We start from the raw sequence: 20,066 nt of genomic DNA, 5'->3' as shown, positions 1-20,066 counted from the left end.
GAACAACGCGTTGAACAACGAACGGGTGGCCGCATGAGTGCTTCCCTCGCCCCTCTGGAGCGAAAGCTCGGTTACACCTTCAAAGACCAGGACCAGATGTTGCTGGCCCTGACCCATCGCAGCTACGCCGGGCGCAATAACGAGCGCCTGGAGTTTCTCGGCGATGCCATTCTCAACTTCGTGGCTGGCGAGGCGCTGTTCGAGCGCTTCCCACAGGCCCGCGAAGGCCAGTTATCGCGCTTGCGTGCCCGCCTGGTCAAGGGCGAGACCCTGGCCCGTCTGGCGCGTGGCTTTGACTTGGGCGAATACCTGCGCCTGGGTTCTGGTGAGCTGAAAAGCGGCGGTTTCCGCCGCGAATCGATCCTGGCCGATGCCCTGGAAGCGCTGATTGGCGCCATCTATCTGGACGCGGACATGCAGACCGCCCGGGAGCGTGTCCTGGCCTGGCTGGCCGATGAATTCGAAAGCCTGACCCTGGTCGACACCAACAAGGATCCCAAGACCCGCCTGCAGGAGTTTCTGCAGTCGCGCAGCTGTGAGTTGCCGCGTTACGAGGTGGTGGATATCCAGGGCGAACCGCACTGCCGGACCTTCTTCGTCGAATGCGAAGTGGTGCTGCTGAACAACAAGAGCCGTGGTCAGGGTGTGAGCCGGCGTATCGCCGAGCAAGTCGCCGCTGCGGCTGCACTGATCGCCCTGGGCGTGGAGAATGGCAATGACTGATAACAACCCGACTCGCTGCGGCTACGTGGCCATTGTCGGCCGCCCCAACGTGGGCAAGTCGACCTTGCTCAACCACATCCTCGGCCAGAAGCTGGCGATCACGTCGCGCAAGCCTCAGACCACCCGGCACAACATGCTCGGCATCAAGACCGAGGGTGACGTGCAGGCGATCTATGTCGATACGCCCGGTATGCACAAGGCCAACGACAAGGCCCTGAACCGTTACATGAACCGTAACGCTTCGGCGGCCCTGAAAGACGTCGACGTGGTGATCTTCGTGGTTGATCGCACCCGTTGGACCGACGAGGACCAGTTGGTGCTCGAGCGCGTGCAGTACGTGAGTGGCCCGGTCATCCTGGCGGTCAACAAGACCGACCGTCTGGAAGAGAAGGCCGATCTGATCCCGCACCTGCAATGGCTGCAGGAGCAACTGCCAAACGCGGAAGTGGTGCCGATCTCCGCGCAGCAGGGGCATAACCTCGAAGCGCTGGAAGGCCTGATTGCCAAGCACTTGCCAGAGAACGAGCATTTCTTCCCGGAAGACCAGATCACCGACCGCAGCAGCCGTTTCCTGGCGGCTGAACTGGTGCGCGAGAAGATCATGCGTCAGTTGGGTGCGGAGCTTCCGTACCAGATCACCGTAGAGATCGAAGAGTTCAAGCAGCAGGGGCATGTGCTGCATATCCACGCGCTGATCCTGGTTGAACGCGATGGCCAGAAGAAGATCATCATCGGCGACAAGGGCGAGCGTATCAAACGCATTGGCTCCGATGCGCGCAAGGACATGGAAGTGCTGTTCGACGCCAAGGTCATGCTCAACCTCTGGGTCAAGGTCAAAGGCGGTTGGTCCGACGACGAGCGCGCCCTGCGCTCGCTGGGCTACGGCGACCTGTAACCCTGTGGCGGCCCGGATCTCTCCGGGCCGCTCTGCTTTCGGGCCACTCCCATGGAACAACCAGTCGGCCAGCCGGCCTATGTGCTGCACAGTCGTGCCTACAAGGAAACCAGCGCACTGGTGGACTTCCTCACGCCGCAAGGCCGTGTGCGGGCCGTACTGCGCCGTGCACGAGGCAAAGGTGGCAGCCTGGTGCGGCCGTTCGTGCCGTTGGAAGTGGAGCTGCGCGGGCGGGGCGAGCTGAAGAACGTCGGCCGCCTGGAGGCGCTTGGCATTGCCAGCTGGTTGCACGGTGATGCGTTGTTCAGTGGTTTGTACCTCAACGAGCTGCTGATGCGTTTGCTGCCTGGCGAAGCCCCTCACCCCGCGCTGTTCGACCACTACACCCTGACCTTGCAGGCGTTGGCTGCCGGGCGCCCATTGGAGCCGCTGCTGCGCGCATTCGAATGGCGCCTGCTGGACGAGCTCGGTTATGCGTTTTCGTTGCAGCGTGATGTCAACGACATGCCCATAGACGCCAATGGCCGCTACCGCTTGCGCGTGGATGCGGGGCTTGAGCGGGTCGAGCTGCTGCAGCCTGGCCTGTTCCAGGGCTTCGAGCTGCTGGCCCTGGCTGAAGCGGACTGGGAAGCCCCCGGCGCCTTGCTCGCAGCCAAACGGCTGATGCGCCAAGCACTGGCCGTTCACTTGGGCGCTAAACCGCTGGTCAGCCGGGAACTGTTTCGCAAGCGCTGATCACGTCGTATGCTGTGGGGCTCAATCTTCAGGAGAGCCTTTCGTGACTCACAGCAACCGCATGCTTCTCGGCGTTAATATCGACCACGTGGCGACGCTGCGCCAGGCCCGGGGCACGCGTTACCCTGATCCGGTCAAGGCTGCTCTGGACGCTGAAGAAGCGGGCGCCGACGGCATCACCGTGCACCTGCGCGAAGACCGCCGGCACATTCAGGAACGTGACGTGGTGCTCCTCAAAGATGTGCTGCAGACGCGCATGAACTTCGAGATGGGCGTCACCGAAGAGATGATGGCCTTCGCCGAGAAAATTCGCCCGGCGCACATCTGCCTGGTGCCCGAGACCCGTCAGGAACTGACCACCGAAGGCGGCCTGGACGTGGCGGGGCAAGAGGCGCGGATCAAGGCGGCAGTGGAGCGCTTGGCGCGCACCGGTGCCGAGGTGTCGCTGTTCATCGACGCCGACGAGCGGCAGATCGAAGCGTCGCGTCGCGTAGGTGCGCCGGCCATCGAGCTGCACACCGGCCGTTACGCCGACGCGCAGACGCCGACCGAAGTCGCTGAAGAGCTCAAGCGCATCGTCGACGGCGTGGCGTTTGGCGTGGGGCAGGGGTTGATCGTCAACGCCGGTCATGGCCTGCATTACCACAACGTCGAGGCGGTCGCGGCGATCAAGGGCATCAATGAGCTGAACATCGGCCACGCGCTGGTGGCCCATGCGCTGTTCGTCGGCTTCAAGGCTGCGGTGGCGGAGATGAAGGCGTTGATCGTGGCGGCTTCGCGCTGATCACTGATTGACTCAACGGTGTGATGAGATGTGGTTCTTGTAGGAGCGCCCCGGCAAGGCTGCTCCTACAGGGTGCGGCGGCAGAACTGTCAGCGTCAGTTAGCGGGAAACACCAGGGTAAACCGGGTTGGCCCTGCCGGGCTGCTCATCACCTCGACCCGCCCACTATGCAACTGCATGATCGATTTCACGATCGCCAACCCCAGCCCGGTGCCTCCCTCCAGCCGTGAGCGCCCAGCACCCACTCGATAAAAACGCTCGAACAGCTGCGGCTGATGCTCTGCGGCAATGCCCGGCCCCTGATTCTCCACCCATACCCTGATATCGCTGCCCTCGCGCTCGATGCCAAGGTCTATGTGTTTGCCTGCCGGCGCATGCCGAATGGCATTGCTCAACAGGTTCGACAACGCACGCTGGAACATCAGCCGATCACCCAAGGCCGTGCCCCAGCCCCGGATGCGAAGCTCGATATCTTTGAACTCGGCACTGATGGCGAACAGTTCGGCCACCTGCGCCGTCTCATCGGCGAGCGCCAGGGGCTTGAGCGCCACCTGGGCCTGCGGCTGGCTGACCTGGGCAAGAAACAGCATGTCATTGATGATGCGGTTGAGCCGGGTCAGTTCTTCGATGCTGTCTTCCAGTACTTCCCGGTAATTGGCATTGTCGCGCTCACGGCTCAGTGTGACCTGGGCCTTGCCCATCAAGTTGCTCAGCGGTGTGCGTAGCTCGTGGGCCAGGTCGTCGGAAAACTGCGACAGCTGGCTGACGCCCTGGTCTAGGCGGTCGAGCATCACGTTGATACTCCTGGCCAGCGTCGCCAGCTCCTGCGGCAGCCCGGTATCGGGCAACCGGTGTTGCAGGTCATGTGCTGATACCTGCCCGGCGATTCGCCTGAAGTGGTGCAGTGGCGACAGGCCACGCTGTACCAGCCACCACGCCGCAGCGCCGATCAACAGCAGCAGCAACGGCAAGACCAGCAGCGTTGAATGCAGGTAGGCCTGGAGCAGCGCGTTGTCGTCGGCGCGGTCGAGCGACATCATCACCCGCACCGGCGTCTCGTCGCGCAAGCGCATCTGGCGTGTCGCTGTCAGCATCTGGTTACCGCGGCTGTCGCGCCATTCGTGGAACGTCAGTCGCGTACCGGTCTGCAGTTCACCCACGCGCGACTCCAGGGCAGGGCCCAGGCTGAGCAGGTGCGGGTGGCGGCCTTCGAGTGCCAGCACGCTGAGGCTGAGGTTGTCGTGCCCCATGACCAGGTCGAGTAAAGGGTGGGCGCGGCTACCCAGGTCCTCGTTGCGCAGGTCGACCCGCAGATTGTGCTCCACCTGCAGCATCTTGCGCGCCAGGTCCTTACGGGCGCGGCTGTCCAGTTCGTGATCAAGGGCAAGCACGGCCAGGCAAGCCAACAGCAGCACCAGTACCGCCCCCATCAGCGTCACACTCAGGCCCAGGCGCAGCGACAGGCTGGCGTTTTTCAAAAGCGTGCCTCAAGTACATAGCCAACGCCGCGCAGGGTATGGATCAGCTTATCTTCGAACGGGTCGTCGATCTTCGCCCGCAGGCGCCGGATCGAAACCTCAACGACGTTGGTGTCACAGTCAAAGTTCATGTCCCACACCAACGAGATGATTTGCGTGCGCGACAGCACTTCGCCTGTCTGGCGCATCAGCAGGTGCAGTAAAGCGAATTCCTTGGCGGTCAGGTCGATGCGCTGCCCAGCGCGATAGGCGCGGTGGCGGCCGGGGTCCAGCTCCAGGTCGGCGACGCGCAGGGTGCTGGGCTGCAGTTGCTGGTCGTTGCGGCGCAGCAAGCTGCGGATTCGCGCCAATAGCTCTGGGAATTCGAAAGGCTTGAGCAGGTAGTCATCGGCGCCCAGGTCCAGCCCTTTGACCCGGTCGGCAAGGCGACCGTGGGCGGTCAGCATCATGATGCGCGTGGCCGAGTCGGCGCGCAGCCGTTGCAGCACGGTCCAACCATCGAGCTCGGGCAGGTTGACGTCAAGGATGACCAGGTCGTAGGCCTGCTGGCGGGCCAGGTGCAGGCCGTCGGTGCCGGTATGGGCACAGTCGACCACGTAGCCGTTCTCGCGCAGGCCTTGTTGCAGGTAGTCGGCGGTACGCAGTTCGTCCTCGATGATCAGTAAGCGCATAGGGGGCTCGAAGTGGTGAAAAGGGGCGATTCTCGACCCTGAAGTGACATCAGGGTCAAGCGGCAGGATGTTACGGCATGAGAGAGGGGTATTTGCTTGGATAACGGATTTGTAATCTGGGTGTTAACTGGCTGTTTAGGCACATTGCAGGACTGTAATGCCCGCCTCACCTTGGCGTTAGCTACGCCTCGCTAGGATGGCCTCATCTGAACGGTTATCACGAGGCAAGCACGATGAACCTGATCAAATACCTGCTGTTGGCAACCCTGGCCCTGGGCAGCGCCAGCGTCTATGCCGAAGGGGGCGCCGAACGTTCCAGGCAGTTCTGGGAGGCCTTCCGCCAAGACCAGCAGCGCCTGCACGGCGACAAGCAACAGGTGCTGGTGAAGCAGGAACGTACTGCGCAGGAGAAGGCCCGCGAGGTGGCCAAGGACTGATTGTACCCACCTGCGACGCCATCGCTCCTCGTCGCAGGGTTGTTCGGGCGCCCGTCGGGCGCCTTTTTTATTTGCGCGCCACCAGCGTCGCCCGGCGCGGGGCCGGCAGGCCTTCGATGGTCCGGCTGTGGTCGTTCGGGTCGAGGAAGTCGCTTAGCGACTGGTAGCGCATCCAGTCGGTGCTGCGCTGTTCATCGATGCTGGTGACGCTGACATCGACGCAGCGTACATCGCTGAAACCGGCACGGCGTAACCAGCGCTCCAGGGCCGGTACCGAGGGCAGATACCAGACGTTGCGCATCTGCGCATAACGGTCTTCAGGCACCAGCACCTGTTGCTCGTCACCTTCGACCACCAGCGTCTCCAGCACCAGCTCGCCGCCTTTGACCAGGCAGTCCTTGAGGGCCAGCAGGTGCTCTATGGGGGAGCGGCGGTGATAGAACACGCCCATGGAAAACACGGTGTCGAAACCTTCCAGGTTGGCCGGCAGGTCTTCCAGGGCGAACGGCAAGTGCCAGGCCGGCAGCTCTGGCAGGTACTGCTGTACTGCCTGGAACTGGCAGAAGAACAGCCAGTTGGGATCGACCCCGACCACCATGTCGGCACCTGCGCCGAGCATGCGCCACTGGTAGTAGCCGTTGCCGCAGCCGACATCGAGCACACGCTTGCCCTTGAGGTCCAGGTGCGGGCTGACCCGTGACCATTTCCAGTCCGAGCGCCATTCGGTGTCCACGTGCACGCCGAACAGGTCGAATGGCCCTTTGCGCCAGGGCGACAGGCCCATCAGCGCCTCGCGCATCTGCGCGCGGGTGGCATCGTCGCAGTCACAGTCCAGACGCAGCCCGTTGACCAGGTCGATTTCGCTCGGTTGCACGGCGGGCAGCGCGTCGAGCGCGCCGCGCCAGCGATCGAGGTCGCCGTGACCTTTTTCCAGTTTGGCTTCCAGTTGCGCTTGCAGGCCTTGCGACCAGGAAGCCAGGGGGGTGCCCGCCAGGCGGCGGACAAGCGGGGACAAATCGATCATGGCAGGGCTATCAGCGAGGCAAAATTAAGGCATTGGAACCATGGCACGACCTTGGAGAAACCCGCAGCGCGCAGGCGCGCCTTGTGGGCCTCCAGGGTGTCTGGCTTCATCACGTTCTCGATGGCACTGCGCTTCTGGGCGATTTCCAGTTCGCTGTAACCATTGGCCCGTTTGAAGTCCAGGTGCAGTTCATTGAGCAGGGCCTGTTCCTCTTCATCGGCGAAATGCAGTTTCTCCGAGAGGATCAATGCGCCGCCTGGCAACAGGGCCTGGCGGATACGGCCAAGCAGTTCGAGGCGTTGATGGGGGGCGATGAACTGCAGGGTGAAGTTCATCGCCACCACCGAGGCGGGCTCGAAGGGCAGGGCGAGGATGTCGGCTTCCAGCACGCTGACCGGCAGCAGCTCCTGGAACATCGAGTCCTGGGCCGTGAGGTACTGGCGGCAGCGCTCGACCATCGCAGCGGAGTTGTCCACGGCGATCACCCGGCAGCCGTCGCTGCGTACATGACGGCGCAACGACTGGGTCACAGCGCCCAGTGAGGCACCCAGGTCGTACAGCGTGCTGTTCGGCTGGGCGAAGCGCGCAGCCAGCACGCCAAGGTTTTCGACGATGGTCGGGTAGCCCGGCACCGAACGCTTGATCATGTCCGGGAACACGCGCACCACGTCCTCGTTGAAGGCGAAGTCGGGTACCTGCTCCAGAGGTTGGGCGAAGAGGCGGTCGGGTTGTTTGCTCACGGCGGGCTCGATACGGGGTGAAACGGAGACGCATTTTAGCCAAAGGCGGCGCATCTTGCCATGGCAGTGCTTCGGGGTCAGTGCGATCACACTGGCTTAATTGAACTTTCCTACCCGATAACAACAATTACCTCTATTAACGTGAGCCCCGTAATACCGCTACTTTAATGACGCACTCCCATCGTGGGTTATACGGGTAAGGTCATGGAACATATAATGAATGATGCGTCGGGGCAGGCAGGTATTCCCATTGAGGAAATGGACCTGGCGCTCAAGGTTAAGTTATTGCCCGAACGGTACTTTGCATTTATCAGCAGCCGTATCAATAGCGGCAGCCAAGTGGGCGGCTTATTGACCGCAGAGAACCTCAAGGCAATCAAGTCGTATGCCAATGTTGTTCACCAGTTACCGCGCACCCGAAGCGATGTTGATCAGGATGTCAATTACGCGTCGCTCGGCATTGACGCCACCTATGTGCATGATCTGTATGTGGCGCTGCACAGGCATGTAAATGAATGGGACACGCTCGAACGCAGCATTAAACAGCTGGGGCCGGAAATTGAACTGTTCGCTGAAAGCCTGGTACAGCGCGGCGGTGCATTGCTGGATAACCTTGAGCGCAGCGAGGTGTTTCAGCAGATCAAGAAAAACAAATCCGAAGAAGGCGTGGATGTCTACAACCATGTGCTGACCCCGGATGAGCGCGAGCAGATCACATCCGTGTTAAGTGGCGGCATCACTGGCCTGATCCGCGAGATCGAGAACACTCAGCGGCGCATCGAAGACGTCGACAAGCGCGCCTCCTGGTTCAATCGTGAAATCAGGATTGAGCTCAAGCCTCGCATGGTGCGGTTGCTTAAGCATTTTGATGAAAAAAACGCCGCCCACGATGTCTTGGAAAAGCGCAAGCAGCTTGATGAGTGGGATCAGAAAATCGAACACCTCAAGTCGGAGTACGACGCCAACGTTGGTTATGCATTCACGGGGCTGGTGTTAGGCCCGCTGGGGCTGTTGGTGACCGGTGGTGTGTTCGGTGCCAAGGCAGAGCAGATACGTGCAGCCAAGAATGAAATGATTGCGCAACGGGATGAGTTGGCGCTTGCACTGATAAAAATGGAGCCGGCGCGCAAAGATTTTGAACGGGTATCTTCCTTGGTCAGGGACCTTCATTTCAGGTGCAAAGACCTGTCTGCGGCCACTAAAAGGCTCGCGGATGTCTGGTTGTTTCTGGCGTCCTATGCCAATAACTCGGTGAATGAGGCCAAGGAACTGACCAGCAGTACCCAATTGGAATCCTTCGTCCACGATTTTTCAGAGGTGATCAACCCGTGGACCAAGATAGGCGGTATTTGCCATACGCTGTCTGAATTGTTTAATGACCTGGTTGAAGAATACGAGGATGCCTGACATGGATGTTGCAAACGTCGAATACGCAATACCTGATTTCACCCGCATGCAGGTGTTGGAAGATCAGGCGTTCTTGTTGATTGATACCAAGCGCCAGCAGGTCTTGCCTGCAGCGCGAGAGCAACTGGATGATCTGAAGAAACTGATAGTGGCGGTGGAGCGGTTCTTCATGGAAAGTCTGGTCGGCGGCATCGTCCTTCTGGAAAATCGGGAATTTGTTACCCGCACGGCGGTGGCCAGCATCGATACGAGGTTGGCCGGCGTTATCAGCCGGCTCAACCAGCATCATGCAGTATTGGCCAAGCAGTGTTTGCGGCTGGAGCTCTTTTCGCTTTCCGCCTTGGTGCAGCAGTTGCCCGACCTGGAAGCACGCACCGCCAGGCTCGATGGCCAGGTCGCAGCGTTTGACCAGCGCTTGCAGCAGCAGCGGCAACAACAGGCGGATATCGTCCAGGCCATCACGCTGTTCGAAAAACCCTCCATCTCCAGTGCCTTGAAGGGGCTGATCCCCAGTGAGGAGGAGATCGCTCAGATAGCCGGGTTGATCAAAGACCCGAAAGTCGACACCCAGTTGCTCACGGCAGTCGTTCAGAAACTCACAAGCCACGTCGATGTACTGGAAGGGGCGAAAACGTTCAATGACCTGATCAAGGTGCGCGCCCAGCTCGACGTGAAGATCAGTGAAACGACCGGTGACCTGGCAACGGTGAAGCACGCCTTGAACGATGCACTGAACGAGTACGAGGCAGTCAAGCTGCTGGTCGGGGTTGAGCCGCTCAAGCAGGCGTGGCTGCAAGAGCTGCGTAAGGTGGAGCATGAATGGCACTCTCAAGCCATGCAGCTCAACCCCATGATGGACCTGGCGGTCGCGCAGGTGAAGCTGCAGGACCTTTGCACGTATCTGCAGGCAGTCAAAGTTGCCAGCGACAGGCGTTAAGCGCTGTCAGCGGACGATGATCTTGCACTCGAAGCTCTGCACCGGTGCTATTTCAGCTTCCCAGGGGCGTTGGTAGACCAGGACGAGTTGGCCTTCTCCGGCACTGCTGGCAAGGTAGCGCCAGGTGGACGAGCCGGCACTGCCGACCACGTCGGTGTCATCGGGGGCACTGTAGAGCTCGGGGCCGAGGCTTTTCAGGATGCTTGCGGCAGGGTTCTCAATGCGCCAGCGGTAGCCGGTTGAGGGATTTCCTGGCAGGGTCAGGGTCAGTGCCTGGCCCACCTGCAGACGCTGGGGGCATTCGCTTTCGGCGTCCAGTTCGACGGTTTGCAGGGGGTGTTGGGCGCAGGCAGCAAGCAGGGCGAGGCTCAAGGGAACGAGCAGACGAGGGGCGGTCATGTTGGCTCCAAAGGCTGGCAATGGCCTGAGGATAACCGAAGCAGGTGCAAATTTGTGCCACCTGTACTGGCCTCTTCGCGGCTTAGGCCACGAAGAGGCCAGGACTGATCAGAACAACACTTTCGCCACGTCGGCAAAGCGCTTGGCGAAATGCACCGTCAACCCTTCACGCAGGTAGTCCGGCAATTCCTCGAAGTCGCCGCGGTTGGCCTCCGGCAAGATCAACTCGAAGATCTTCTGCCGCTTGGCAGCAATCACCTTCTCACGCACCCCGCCAATGGGCAGCACCTGGCCGGTCAGGGTCAGTTCACCGGTCATGGCCACGCCCTTTTTCGGCGCCTGGTCCCGCGCCAGCGACAGCAGCGCGCTTGCCATGGTCACCCCGGCACTCGGGCCGTCCTTGGGCGTAGCGCCCTCGGGCACGTGCAGGTGGATGAATGCTTCGTTGAAATAGCCTGGGTCACCACCAAACTGCTGGAGGTTGGAGCTGACGTAGCTGTAGGCGATCTCGGCGGATTCCTTCATCACATCCCCCAGTTTGCCGGTCAGCTTGAAGCCGCGGTTGAGGGTATGGATGCGGGTGGCCTCGATCGGCAGCGTGGCGCCGCCCATGCTGGTCCAGGCAAGGCCCGTGATCACGCCCTTGCCGGCCAGCACCTGCTCGCTGCGGAACACCGGCATGCCGAGCGCGGCTTCCAGGTCCTTGCTGCCAATCTTGAGCTTGGCATCCGGGTCTTCCAGCAGCTTGACCACGGCTTTGCGCACCAGTTTGCCCAGTTGCTTTTCCAGCTGTCGCACGCCGGCCTCGCGGGCATAGCCTTCGATCACGGTGCGCAGGGCGCTGTCAGTGATGCTCAGGCTGGTCTTGGCCACGCCGGCCTTGGCCAACTGCTTGGGCCACAGGTGGCGCTTGGCGATGGCCAGCTTCTCTTCGGTGATGTAGCCGGAGAGGCGGATCACTTCCATGCGGTCGAGCAAGGGCCCTGGGATCGAGTCGAGGGTGTTGGCGGTGCAGACGAACAGCACCTTGGACAGGTCCAGGCGCAGGTCGAGGTAGTGGTCCAGGAAGTCGACGTTCTGCTCGGGGTCGAGGGTTTCCAAAAGAGCCGAGGCTGGGTCGCCCTGGTAGCTCTGGCCCATCTTGTCGATCTCGTCGAGCATGATCACCGGGTTCATCACTTCGACGTCTTTGAGCGCCTGCACCAGCTTGCCCGGTTGGGCGCCGATGTAGGTGCGGCGGTGGCCCTTGATTTCCGCCTCGTCGCGCATGCCGCCGACGCTGAAGCGGTAGAACGGCCGGCCAAGGGATTCGGCGATGGACTTGCCGATACTGGTCTTGCCCACACCGGGCGGGCCCACCAGCAGCACGATCGAGCCGCTGATCTCGCCTTTCCAGGCACCCACGGCGAGGAATTCGAGGATGCGTTCCTTGATGTCGTCCAGGCCCGCGTGGTGTTGGTCAAGCACCTTGCGCGCGTGCTTGAGGTCAAGCTTGTCTTTGCCGTAGACGCCCCAGGGCAGGGCGGTGGCCCAGTCGAGGTAGTTGCGGGTCACGGCGTATTCTGGCGAGCCGGTTTCAAGGATCGCCAGCTTGCCCATTTCTTCGTCGATGCGCTTTTGCGCCTGGGCGGGCAGCGTCTTGCCGTCAAGGCGCTGCTCAAACTGTTCGAGGTCGGCGCTGCGGTCGTCCTTGGTCAGGCCCAGCTCCTGCTGGATGACCTTGAGCTGCTCTTTGAGGAAAAACTCGCGTTGGTGTTCGCCGATCTGGCGGTTCACCTCGGCCGAGATCTCGTTCTGCAGACGCGCCACTTCGACCTCTTTGCGCAGCATCGGCAGGACCTTTTCCATGCGCTTGAGCATGGGCACGCAGTCGAGCACTTCCTGCAACTGGCTGCCGGTGGCCGAGGTGAGGGCTGCGGCAAAGTCGGTCAGCGGCGAAGGGTCGTTGGGGCTGAAGCGATTGAGGTAGTTTTTCAGCTCTTCGCTGTACAGCGGGTTGAGCGGCAGCAGCTCTTTGATCGCGTTGATCAGCGCCATGCCGTAGGCCTTGACCTCGTCGGTAGGCTCGGTGGGCTGGCGCGGGTATTCCACTTCGACCAGGTAGGGCGGGCGATGGTGCTTGAGCCAGGTACGGATGCGTACCCGGGTCAGGCCCTGGGCAACGAACTGCAGCTTGCCGTTTTCACGGCTGGCGTGGTGCACCTTGACCAGGGTGCCATACTCCGGCAGAGCCGAGGTGTCGAAATGACGGTGGTCTTCGGGCGGGGTGTCCATGAAGAACAGCGCCAGGCAGTGGTCCGGCGTCTTGGCCACCAGGTCGAGGGTTTCTGCCCAGGGCTCTTCGTTGACGATTACCGGCAACACTTGTGCAGGGAAGAATGGGCGGTTGTGGATCGGGATCACATAGACCTTGTCCGGCAGCTGCTGGCCGGGCAGGGCGAGGGCATGGCCGGGGGCGGCCTGGGTGTCGGTGTGTTCGACTTCGCTGTGTTCGTCGGGGTGTTCGGGGAAATCCTGCTGGTCGCTCATGGGGCACCTGCGTGAATGACTATGGTGCTTAGATGGGGCGCGGGGGGATGGGTTTCAAGCTTCGCGTTAGAAGCTGCAAGCTGCAAAAAAAAACGGGGCCATGCAGGCCCCGCTTTCTCTTGTGGCTTGTAGCTTGCCGCTAGAAGTTTAGTCGGCGAGTTTGTAAGCGATGATGTAATCACCCATCTTGGTGCCCAGCGAGCCGTGGCCGCCAGCGGTTACCAGCACGTACTGCTTGCCGTCCTTGCCGCTGTAGGTCATGGGCGTGGCCTGGCCACCGGCCGGCAGGCGGGCTTTCCACAGCTCTTTGCCGTTGTTGGTGTCGTAGGCACGCAGGTACTGGTCCAGGGTGCCGCTGAGGAAGCCGACGCCGCCTGCGGTGACGATCGAACCGCCCATGCTTGGCACGCCTACCGGCATCCCGATCGGTATCGGGGTGCTGTCGCGGGTGGTGCCGTTCTTGTGCTTCCACACGACCTTGTTGGTGAACAGGTCGATGGCCGCCACATAGCCCCAGGCAGGTGCCTGGCACGGTACGCCCAGCGGCGACATGAACGGGTGCATGGTTACCGCGTACGGTGCGCCGGTGTTGGGCTGCACGCCGCTGGTTTCGCTCTCGCGCTTGCTGCCAGCGGCCACTTGCTCGCGTGGCACCATTTTCGACACGAAGGCCATGTAGTTGGGCGAGGTGAACAGCAACTGGCGTACCGGGTCGACCGACACGCTGCCCCAGTTGAACACACCAACGTTACCCGGATAGATCAGCGAACCCTGCTCGGACGGCGGAGTGTACTGGCCTTCGTAACGCAGTTCGCGGAACTGGATGCGGCACAGCATCTGGTCAAACGGCGTGGCGCCCCACATGGCCTGTTCGGTCAGATCAGGGCCGAGCAGGTTGAGGTCGGAGCGGGCCTGGGTCGGCGAGGTGTGGTCGCTTTTCACCGCGCCTTGCGGGGTCGGGATCTCACGAATCGGCACAATCGGCGTACCGTCGCGGCGGTCCAGCACATACAGGCTGCCTTGCTTGGTCGGCACGATGATTGCCGGTTTCACGCCATCGGCGGTCTTCAGGTGAACCAGGGTCGGCTGGCTGCCGACGTCCATGTCCCACAGGTCGTGATGGGTGAACTGGTAGTTCCAGCGGGCCTTGCCGGTGGTCAAGTCCAGGGCGACAACGCCTGCGCTGTACTTCTCCGCGCCTGGGGTGCGGTCGGCGCCCCACTGGTCGGGGGTCTGGTTGCCCAGCGGCAGGTAGATCATGCCGAGGTCTTCATCGACACTGGCAATCGACCACATGTTTGCCGAGTTGCGGCTGTAGGTCTTGCCGGGGGCCAGTGGTTTGGTGTCGTCCGGGTTGTTGCTGTCCCAGTTCCACACCAGGTGGCCGTCGTGCACGTCGTAGGCACGGATGACGCCGGAGGGCTCGTTGGTCGACTCGTTGTCGGTGACATGGCCGCCGATGATCACCAGATCACGGGTGATCGCTGCAGGCGAGGTGGAGTAGTAGCCGCCAGCGGTGAACGGGCCGATGCCGGTGGTCAGGTCGACCACGCCCTGGTTGGCGAAGCCTTCGCAGACCTTGCCGTTGTCGGCGTTGATGGCGATCAGGCGGGCGTCCGCAGTGGGCAGGTACAGGCGGCGTGGGCAGGCCTGGGCAACGGCTTGGCCTGCGTCGGTGATCTTCGGTGCTGGTGTGCCGTCACGGCTGACGTAGTTGTTCTCGTCATAGTACGAGACGCCGCGGCAGGTCATGTGGGCAAAGCCCTTGAAGGTGCCGACCGGGCTCTTGACCTGGGGGTCGTAACGCCAGATTTCGGCGCCGGTGTCCGGGTCCAGGGCCAGCAGTTTGCTGTGCGCGGTGCAGGCGTAAAGCATGCCGTTGACCTTCAACGGGGTGTTCTGGTTGGTCAACTCCACCGGGTCGTTGTCGGTCGGCAGGTCGCCGGTACGGATGCGCCAGGCTTCTTCCAGGCGGTAGGCGTTCTGCGGGGTGATCTGGCGCAGCGGCGAGTAGCGGTCGCCATGCTCGGTGCGGCCGTAGGCCTGCCATTCGCCGTCGGGCATGGCGGGCGCGGCACTGGCCATCTCGCTGCTCTCACGGCCCAGTTCGCCGAACACTTCACCAGGGTGGGTGAACTGGCTGCCCAGCGCACAGGCGCCGGAGGCGAGGACTGCGACGCTGAGCAGCGCGGTGTTGGCCGTGGCGGCCGGGCCGATCAGGGGGCGACGCGCCCATGGCAGCAGCAGGACCACGCCGATGGCGAACCAGATGGCCAGGCGCGGCACCAGTTGCCACCAGTCAAGGCCCACTTCCAGCAATGCCCAGGCCGTGCTGCCGAGCAGCACCAGGCCATACAGGCCAAGGGCGATACGGCGCTGGGCCAGCAGCAGGATGCCGGACAGGGCAAAGCCGATACCGGCGATCAGGTAGTACAGCGACCCCCCCAGCTGGCTCAGCTTGATACCGCCCGCCAGCAGGGCCAAGCCCATCAGCAATAGCAGCACGCCCAGAAGGCGCGGTAGCCAGCGGGTTCCATTCTTGGCACCGTCAGTGCTCATCGTAGGTTCTCCGTTACGTCAAAAAGTTGATCAGAAACTGCTTTGGATCTTCAGGCCGCCGATCAGGGCATCGTCAACCTGCGACACCCCGCCCGGGTGGCGGATGTACTGCAGGTTGGGGCGCACCGTGAGCCAGTCGGCCAGGTGAATGCCGTAGTACAGCTCGGCGCTGTACTCCGTGTCCTGCACGGGCAGGAAACCAGGGTTGTGGTAGTCGTCGAGGCCGGCGGCCTGGTTGGCCAGGCGGGCGTTCTTGCGATAGGCCGGGTTAACGTGCACGCGGGCGAGGGCGAAGCCGATGTCGTCCTTGGCGCGGGCATCGAAGGGCCCTTTGTATACCAGTCCTGCCTGAACATAGTTGTCGATGGCATTGGTCTTCTTGTCGTGCAATGTGGCATTGGCGAACACGCTCAGGCCGCGCGACTGGTCGGATGCCAGCGAAGTGACCTGCTGCTGGGCGCCGAGCCACATGCCGTGCTTGCTCGAACTGCTGCGGTAGGCCGCGCCGCTGAGGGCGGCCGGCTGGCCGTTACTGTCGTTGAGCACATCTTGTGCCTTGGCATTACTGTAGTAGTAGCCGGCGCGATATTCCCCTTTCAGGCCATTGACCTGTGGGCTCCACACCAGTTCGACCGGCATGATGGCGCCCTGGGTGCCACTGCCGCTGAGCTTGAAGCCGTTGCCCGACTCCAGGTTGGAGGGGTTTTGCTCGTACACGCCGACCTGGGCATAGAGCGTGTCGGCCAAGTTGTAGCGCACGCGCAGGGCCCACTGGCTGACGGGCCAGTTGTACCAGATGCCACCCACCCAGTTGCCCACCTGCGAACCGCAGAAGGCCAGGTTCTGGAAGTCGCAGGGGAAGCTGTTGAAGTCTTCGCCTTCGCCGAAACGGCCAAATTTGACGTCCAGCGCGCCATCGAAGTACTTCTGTTTGACCCACAGTTGCGTGAGCCGCCAGGTTTCACCACGGCCCCAGACTTCCTGGGCGGAAGTGAAACCGCCGACGCGCGGGTCGTTGATGCGGTCGTTGCTGATGTTGTCGCCGTGGCGCTCGGTGATGGTCAGCTGGAATTCGGTGTCGCCCCAACCAAGGATCTTTTCCAGGTCCAGATGGCTACCGAAGGTGAACTGGTCGCTGTAGCGCGCGGTACGGTCGTGGTCGAAGCCACCGTGCAGGTTGCTGCCCATCTCGCCGGTATAGCCGAGGGTGAAGTCGTAACCTTTTGCCAACAATTCGCTGCGGCTGCCGCCCCAGTCACCCAGCATCCAAGGGGAATCGCTGGCGAACATGTCGCTGGCGCTGACAGGGGTTGCGAGTGCGGTGAGGGCAAGGCCGATGAAGCAGGTTTTGGGCGGCTGGAGCATGAGATAGCGCTATCTTTTGATTATTGAACAAACGGCAAGGGCATCGAAGGGCGAGCCCGTCAATGGAGATGACAACAAGGTGGATTCAGTGAAGCGATTCAGCTTTCGGCGGGGAGGATATAGCGGAAGTTGTAAGAAAAAAAGACAATTTGTCGCAGTTGATTGTTGTTAATTCAGTAATAGTGCTGTTGTTGCAATTACCCAAACCTGTGGGAGCGGGCTTGCCCCGCGAATGGGGCGCAAAGCGCCCCAAGGGATTTCAGAACGACGTCCGCAACCCGACTTGCACGCTGCGCCCCGGTGCTGGCGCAATATCGCGCAGAATCGAGCTGGCGTAGCGCACGGTCTGGTCCGTCAGGTTTTCACCCCGTACGAACGCCAGCCACTGGCTTTGCCCGATGTCAAAGCGATAGCCGACGCTGGCGCCCAGCGTGGTGTAGCCATCGGTGCTGGTCTCGTTGGCCGGCTTGCGATGTTGCGACGTGGCATGCTGCACATCGACCCGCGCCTGCCAGCGGTCCAGCTCCCAGACCAGGCCGCTGTTCAACCGCAGCGGTGCGATACGCGGCAATGGCTCGCCGCTGTCGAGGTTCTTGGCACGGGTATAGTCGCCGGACAGCTCCAGTGCGAAGCTGCCATACCGGTTCTCGACCAGTTGCCAGCGGTCCTGCGCCTCGATGCCATAGAAGCGTGCCCGCACACCCTGGTATTGATACTCCGGGATGCCGCCATGGTCGTGGTCGTGGTCGTGGTCATGGTCATGGTCATGGTCGCCATGGTCGTGGTCATGCCCTTCACGCAGGTTACCCGTGCCGATCAGGCCGATGTAATTGCGAAAGTGGCTGTAGAACACGCCGACACTGCCCTTGTGGGTACCATTGTCGAAGCGCAGGGCCAGGTCACCAGAAATGGCCTTTTCCTTGTTCAGGCTGGCATCGCCCACTTCATACGCACCCGTGGCCACGTGCGCACCATTGGCATAGAGCTCATAGAAGGTCGGGGCGCGCTCCGTGTAACCAAGGTTGGCGGCCAGCGCCCAGACCGGGTCGAGCTGGTACACCGCCCCAGAGGACAGGCTGAAGGCATTGAAACTGCTGGCGCTGTCGGCCGCAGCAAAGGTCGCGTTGCCCTTGGCATCCGGCTCGACCCGGGTGTGTTCCAGGCGTGCGCCCAGGCTCAGGTTCAGGCGCTCGGTGGCCTGCCATTGCTCGAGCATGAACAGCGCCAGGCTGTCGGTATCGGTATGCGGGACGAACGCCTCCTCGCCCAGCGCCGAGAACTCGTTGCGGCTGACCTGGGCGCCGATCACCCCTTCAACCGGCCCGATGGGCTGATGGCGTGCCTCGATGCGGGCTTCGTAGCCCTTGTTCTTGAAGGTGGTGTGCACCTCGCCTTGTTCGATCTCGCTGTGTTCGTAGTCGGTATAACCGGCATCGACCTTGACCGAGCTGAACGGGCCGTCCAGGTCGCGCAGCTCTGAGGCGAAGCCGTAGTGATCCTGCTTCATGTCCAGGCGTACGCCGGGTTCGGCCACCGACCCGTAGTTGCTGTCATAGCGGCTGTAGGACAAGCCGGCATACCCATGATCCCAATGGTAGGACCCGCCGACGGCGCCCCCGTCCTGGCGCCCGTCGCTGTTTTCCAGGCGGTGTTTGCTGCCGGGTTCGTCGGCGTCGCGCACTTTCGAACTGCGTGCGTAGCCGGGGATGCGCAGGTCGTTGAACTGGCGGCTGTTGGCGTCCAGGTGCAAGGCGAAGGCGCCGTTGCCTGCCTCCAGCTTGCCGGCGCTGCTGCGGGTGGTGTCGGCACCGCCGTAACGCAGTTCGCCAGCCCCGTGGATGCCTTCGATGGGCGCATCGGGGATGCGGTTATCGAACGTATTGACCACCCCTCCGATCGCATTGCCGCCATACAGCAGGGCGGCAGGGCCGCGGACGATTTCGACGCGCTCCACATTCACAGGATCGAGCGGCACGGCGTGATCGTAGGAGAGCGACGAGGCATCCAGGGCGCCGACGCCGTTGCGCAAGATGCGGATACGGTCGCCGTCCAGGCCACGAATCACCGGGCGACTGGCGCCAGGGCCGAACCAGGTGGAGGCGACACCGGGCTGTTTGTTCAGGGTTTCACCGAGACTGCCGTGTTGCTGCTGCAGCAGGTCGTCGCCTTCAAGGACCGTGCTCGGGGCGGCCAGTTGGCGGTTGCCCAGCGGGTTGGCAGTGATGACCTGGGGTTCGAGTTCAACGGCCTGGCTGGGCGATGAGGCCAGCCAAAGCGCGACGGCGAGGGGGGAGAGGCGGAGCGGGATGTACAGCATGGGGATGGGGCGTTCCTTGGCAGAGGCTGTTTTAATGTAACTGTATAACATATCTATTTCAGCACAAGGGTTTCGCCTCTGGCCAGCGGTTTTTCAAGCGCCCCCAGATCCCCTGGCCACTACACTCGTGTAAGGTGCGCACCTTTCCCACGCTGGAGCACTGGCATGAGCACGGCCCAACACAACGCGCTGCACGGCAAGACCCTGGAGCAGATCCTCACCGAGCTGGTGGCTCACTACCAATGGCAGGGCCTTGCCGAGCGTGTCGACGTGCGCTGCTTCAAGAGCAATCCGACCATCAAGTCGAGCCTGACTTTCCTGCGTAAGACTCCTTGGGCACGGGAGAAGGTCGAACAGCTGTACGTGAAGCTGCAGCGCAAGGCCTGAGGTGCGGCACCATCCGTGGCTGACCCTGGCAGCCCTGCTCGGCTGGTTCGGCCTTGCCGTCCAGGTCTATCTGGTACTGCTGGCGCGCTGGCAGGAGCACGCCAGCCTGATCGGCGGCCTGGTCAATGTGTTCGGCTACTTCACGGTTTTGACCAACACCCTGGTGGCGACTGTGCTGAGCTATGCGGCGTTTGGCCGAGAGGGCGGCGCCAAGCGCTTCTTCCTGTTGCCGTCGGTAAGTTCTGCGGTGGCGGCCAGTATCGTGCTGGTGGCGCTGGCCTACAGCGTGCTGTTGCGCCACCTGTGGCAACCCGAGGGCTGGCAGTGGCTGGCGGACGAACTGCTGCACGATGTGATGCCGGCGTTGTTCGTGCTGTACTGGTGGTTCGCAGTGCCCAAGGGCCATTTGCGGCTGTGGCACCTGGCGCGCTGGGCGCTGTACCCGGCGGGGTACTTTGTTTATGCACTGTGGCGGGGCAGTGAGATTGGCGTGTATGCCTACCCGTTCATCGATGTGTCGAGACTCGGCTATGGGCAGGTCATGCTCAATGCCCTCGGGGTGTTGGCGGGGTTCTGGGGGATTGGGCTGGTGCTGCTGGGGTTGGATAGGTGGCGGGGCAGGCAGTTGGCGGCCAGCGTGTAGGAGCAGCGCAAGGCTGCTCTACAGAAAGCGCGTTAC

At 62.2% G+C, this 20,066-nt stretch carries 18 protein-coding genes; 9 read left to right on the top strand and 9 right to left on the bottom strand.

What is annotated here, in order from left to right:
• Positions 1-33 precede the first annotated feature (33 nt).
• The 4 genes from rnc to pdxJ all read left to right on the top strand — a co-directional run bounded on the left by rnc (position 34) and on the right by pdxJ (position 3,137).
• A complete protein-coding gene (gene rnc / locus ACSSU5_RS05340) occupies positions 34-723 on the top strand; it encodes a ribonuclease III (protein WP_264311826.1) in 690 nt (229 codons plus the stop codon).
• Positions 716-1,618 carry a GTPase Era gene (era, locus tag ACSSU5_RS05335; RefSeq protein ID WP_027594149.1) on the top strand — a complete coding sequence of 301 codons (903 nt, stop codon included), beginning with the start codon at positions 716-718 and terminating at the stop codon, positions 1,616-1,618. Before rnc ends, era begins: the two co-directional genes overlap by 8 nt.
• Positions 1,619-1,669: 51 nt before the next feature.
• Entirely contained in the window at positions 1,670-2,353 is a 684-nt protein-coding gene (recO, locus tag ACSSU5_RS05330) for a DNA repair protein RecO (RefSeq protein ID WP_264311827.1), read from the top strand.
• Between the two features lie 61 nt (positions 2,354-2,414).
• Positions 2,415-3,137, top strand: a complete 723-nt coding sequence (pdxJ, locus tag ACSSU5_RS05325; protein ID WP_371113220.1) for a pyridoxine 5'-phosphate synthase — start codon at positions 2,415-2,417, stop codon at positions 3,135-3,137.
• Between the two features lie 95 nt (positions 3,138-3,232).
• Here pdxJ and ACSSU5_RS05320 read toward each other — a convergent pair whose 3' ends face one another.
• Together ACSSU5_RS05320 and ACSSU5_RS05315 are read right to left on the bottom strand one after the other, a co-directional pair.
• Positions 3,233-4,615: a heavy metal sensor histidine kinase gene (locus ACSSU5_RS05320; RefSeq protein ID WP_492560753.1), complete on the bottom strand. Its 1,383-nt coding sequence runs from the start codon at positions 4,613-4,615 to the stop codon at positions 3,233-3,235.
• Positions 4,612-5,286: a heavy metal response regulator transcription factor gene (locus tag ACSSU5_RS05315; RefSeq protein ID WP_264311829.1), complete on the bottom strand. Its 675-nt coding sequence runs from the start codon at positions 5,284-5,286 to the stop codon at positions 4,612-4,614. Before ACSSU5_RS05315 ends, ACSSU5_RS05320 begins: the two co-directional genes overlap by 4 nt.
• 233 nt (positions 5,287-5,519) lie before the next feature.
• Here ACSSU5_RS05315 and ACSSU5_RS05310 point away from each other — a divergent pair, with 233 nt between their 5' ends.
• Positions 5,520-5,723 carry a hypothetical protein gene (locus ACSSU5_RS05310; protein ID WP_264311830.1) on the top strand — a complete coding sequence of 68 codons (204 nt, stop codon included), beginning with the start codon at positions 5,520-5,522 and terminating at the stop codon, positions 5,721-5,723.
• A 67-nt stretch (positions 5,724-5,790) separates the two neighbouring features.
• Here ACSSU5_RS05310 and cmoB read toward each other — a convergent pair whose 3' ends face one another.
• Together cmoB and cmoA are read right to left on the bottom strand one after the other, a co-directional pair.
• Complete coding sequence (gene cmoB, locus ACSSU5_RS05305; RefSeq protein ID WP_492560752.1) at positions 5,791-6,747, bottom strand: tRNA 5-methoxyuridine(34)/uridine 5-oxyacetic acid(34) synthase CmoB; 957 nt, start codon at positions 6,745-6,747, stop codon at positions 5,791-5,793.
• Positions 6,744-7,487 carry a carboxy-S-adenosyl-L-methionine synthase CmoA gene (gene cmoA, locus ACSSU5_RS05300; protein WP_492560751.1) on the bottom strand — a complete coding sequence of 248 codons (744 nt, stop codon included), beginning with the start codon at positions 7,485-7,487 and terminating at the stop codon, positions 6,744-6,746. The genes cmoB and cmoA overlap by 4 nt, the downstream gene beginning before the upstream one ends.
• A gap of 216 nt (positions 7,488-7,703) precedes the next feature.
• Here cmoA and ACSSU5_RS05295 point away from each other — a divergent pair, with 216 nt between their 5' ends.
• Positions 7,704-8,894: an alpha-xenorhabdolysin family binary toxin subunit A gene (locus ACSSU5_RS05295; protein WP_264311833.1), complete on the top strand. Its 1,191-nt coding sequence runs from the start codon at positions 7,704-7,706 to the stop codon at positions 8,892-8,894.
• Between the two features lies 1 nt (position 8,895).
• Positions 8,896-9,831 (top strand): alpha-xenorhabdolysin family binary toxin subunit B, encoded by a 936-nt coding sequence (locus ACSSU5_RS05290; RefSeq protein WP_492560750.1) that lies wholly within the window; start codon positions 8,896-8,898, stop codon positions 9,829-9,831.
• Positions 9,832-9,837: 6 nt separating this feature from the next.
• Here ACSSU5_RS05290 and ACSSU5_RS05285 read toward each other — a convergent pair whose 3' ends face one another.
• The 5 genes from ACSSU5_RS05285 to ACSSU5_RS05265 all read right to left on the bottom strand — a co-directional run bounded on the left by ACSSU5_RS05285 (position 9,838) and on the right by ACSSU5_RS05265 (position 19,000).
• Positions 9,838-10,230 (bottom strand): protease inhibitor I42 family protein, encoded by a 393-nt coding sequence (locus tag ACSSU5_RS05285; protein ID WP_264311835.1) that lies wholly within the window; start codon positions 10,228-10,230, stop codon positions 9,838-9,840.
• Between the two features lie 108 nt (positions 10,231-10,338).
• Positions 10,339-12,759: an endopeptidase La gene (gene lon / locus ACSSU5_RS05280; RefSeq protein ID WP_492560749.1), complete on the bottom strand. Its 2,421-nt coding sequence runs from the start codon at positions 12,757-12,759 to the stop codon at positions 10,339-10,341.
• A gap of 147 nt (positions 12,760-12,906) precedes the next feature.
• Entirely contained in the window at positions 12,907-15,318 is a 2,412-nt protein-coding gene (locus ACSSU5_RS05275; protein WP_492560748.1) for a glucose/quinate/shikimate family membrane-bound PQQ-dependent dehydrogenase, read from the bottom strand.
• A gap of 30 nt (positions 15,319-15,348) precedes the next feature.
• Positions 15,349-16,683, bottom strand: a complete 1,335-nt coding sequence (locus ACSSU5_RS05270; protein WP_492560747.1) for a carbohydrate porin — start codon at positions 16,681-16,683, stop codon at positions 15,349-15,351.
• Between the two features lie 259 nt (positions 16,684-16,942).
• On the bottom strand, positions 16,943-19,000 hold the full coding sequence (locus ACSSU5_RS05265; RefSeq protein WP_492560746.1) for a TonB-dependent receptor: 2,058 nt from the start codon (positions 18,998-19,000) through the stop codon (positions 16,943-16,945).
• A 165-nt stretch (positions 19,001-19,165) separates the two neighbouring features.
• Between ACSSU5_RS05265 and ACSSU5_RS05260 the strand changes: the two genes are divergently transcribed.
• Together ACSSU5_RS05260 and ACSSU5_RS05255 are read left to right on the top strand one after the other, a co-directional pair.
• Complete coding sequence (locus ACSSU5_RS05260; protein ID WP_264311840.1) at positions 19,166-19,387, top strand: VF530 family protein; 222 nt, start codon at positions 19,166-19,168, stop codon at positions 19,385-19,387.
• Between the two features lies 1 nt (position 19,388).
• Positions 19,389-20,030: a Pr6Pr family membrane protein gene (locus tag ACSSU5_RS05255; RefSeq protein WP_492560745.1), complete on the top strand. Its 642-nt coding sequence runs from the start codon at positions 19,389-19,391 to the stop codon at positions 20,028-20,030.
• The last annotated feature ends 36 nt before the right edge of the window (positions 20,031-20,066 follow it).

This window comes from Pseudomonas sp. E1MeOHC2 (assembly GCF_058745025.1).
The sequence above is the reverse complement of the archived record's forward strand: the minus strand, read 5'-3'. Positions and strand labels throughout refer to the sequence as shown.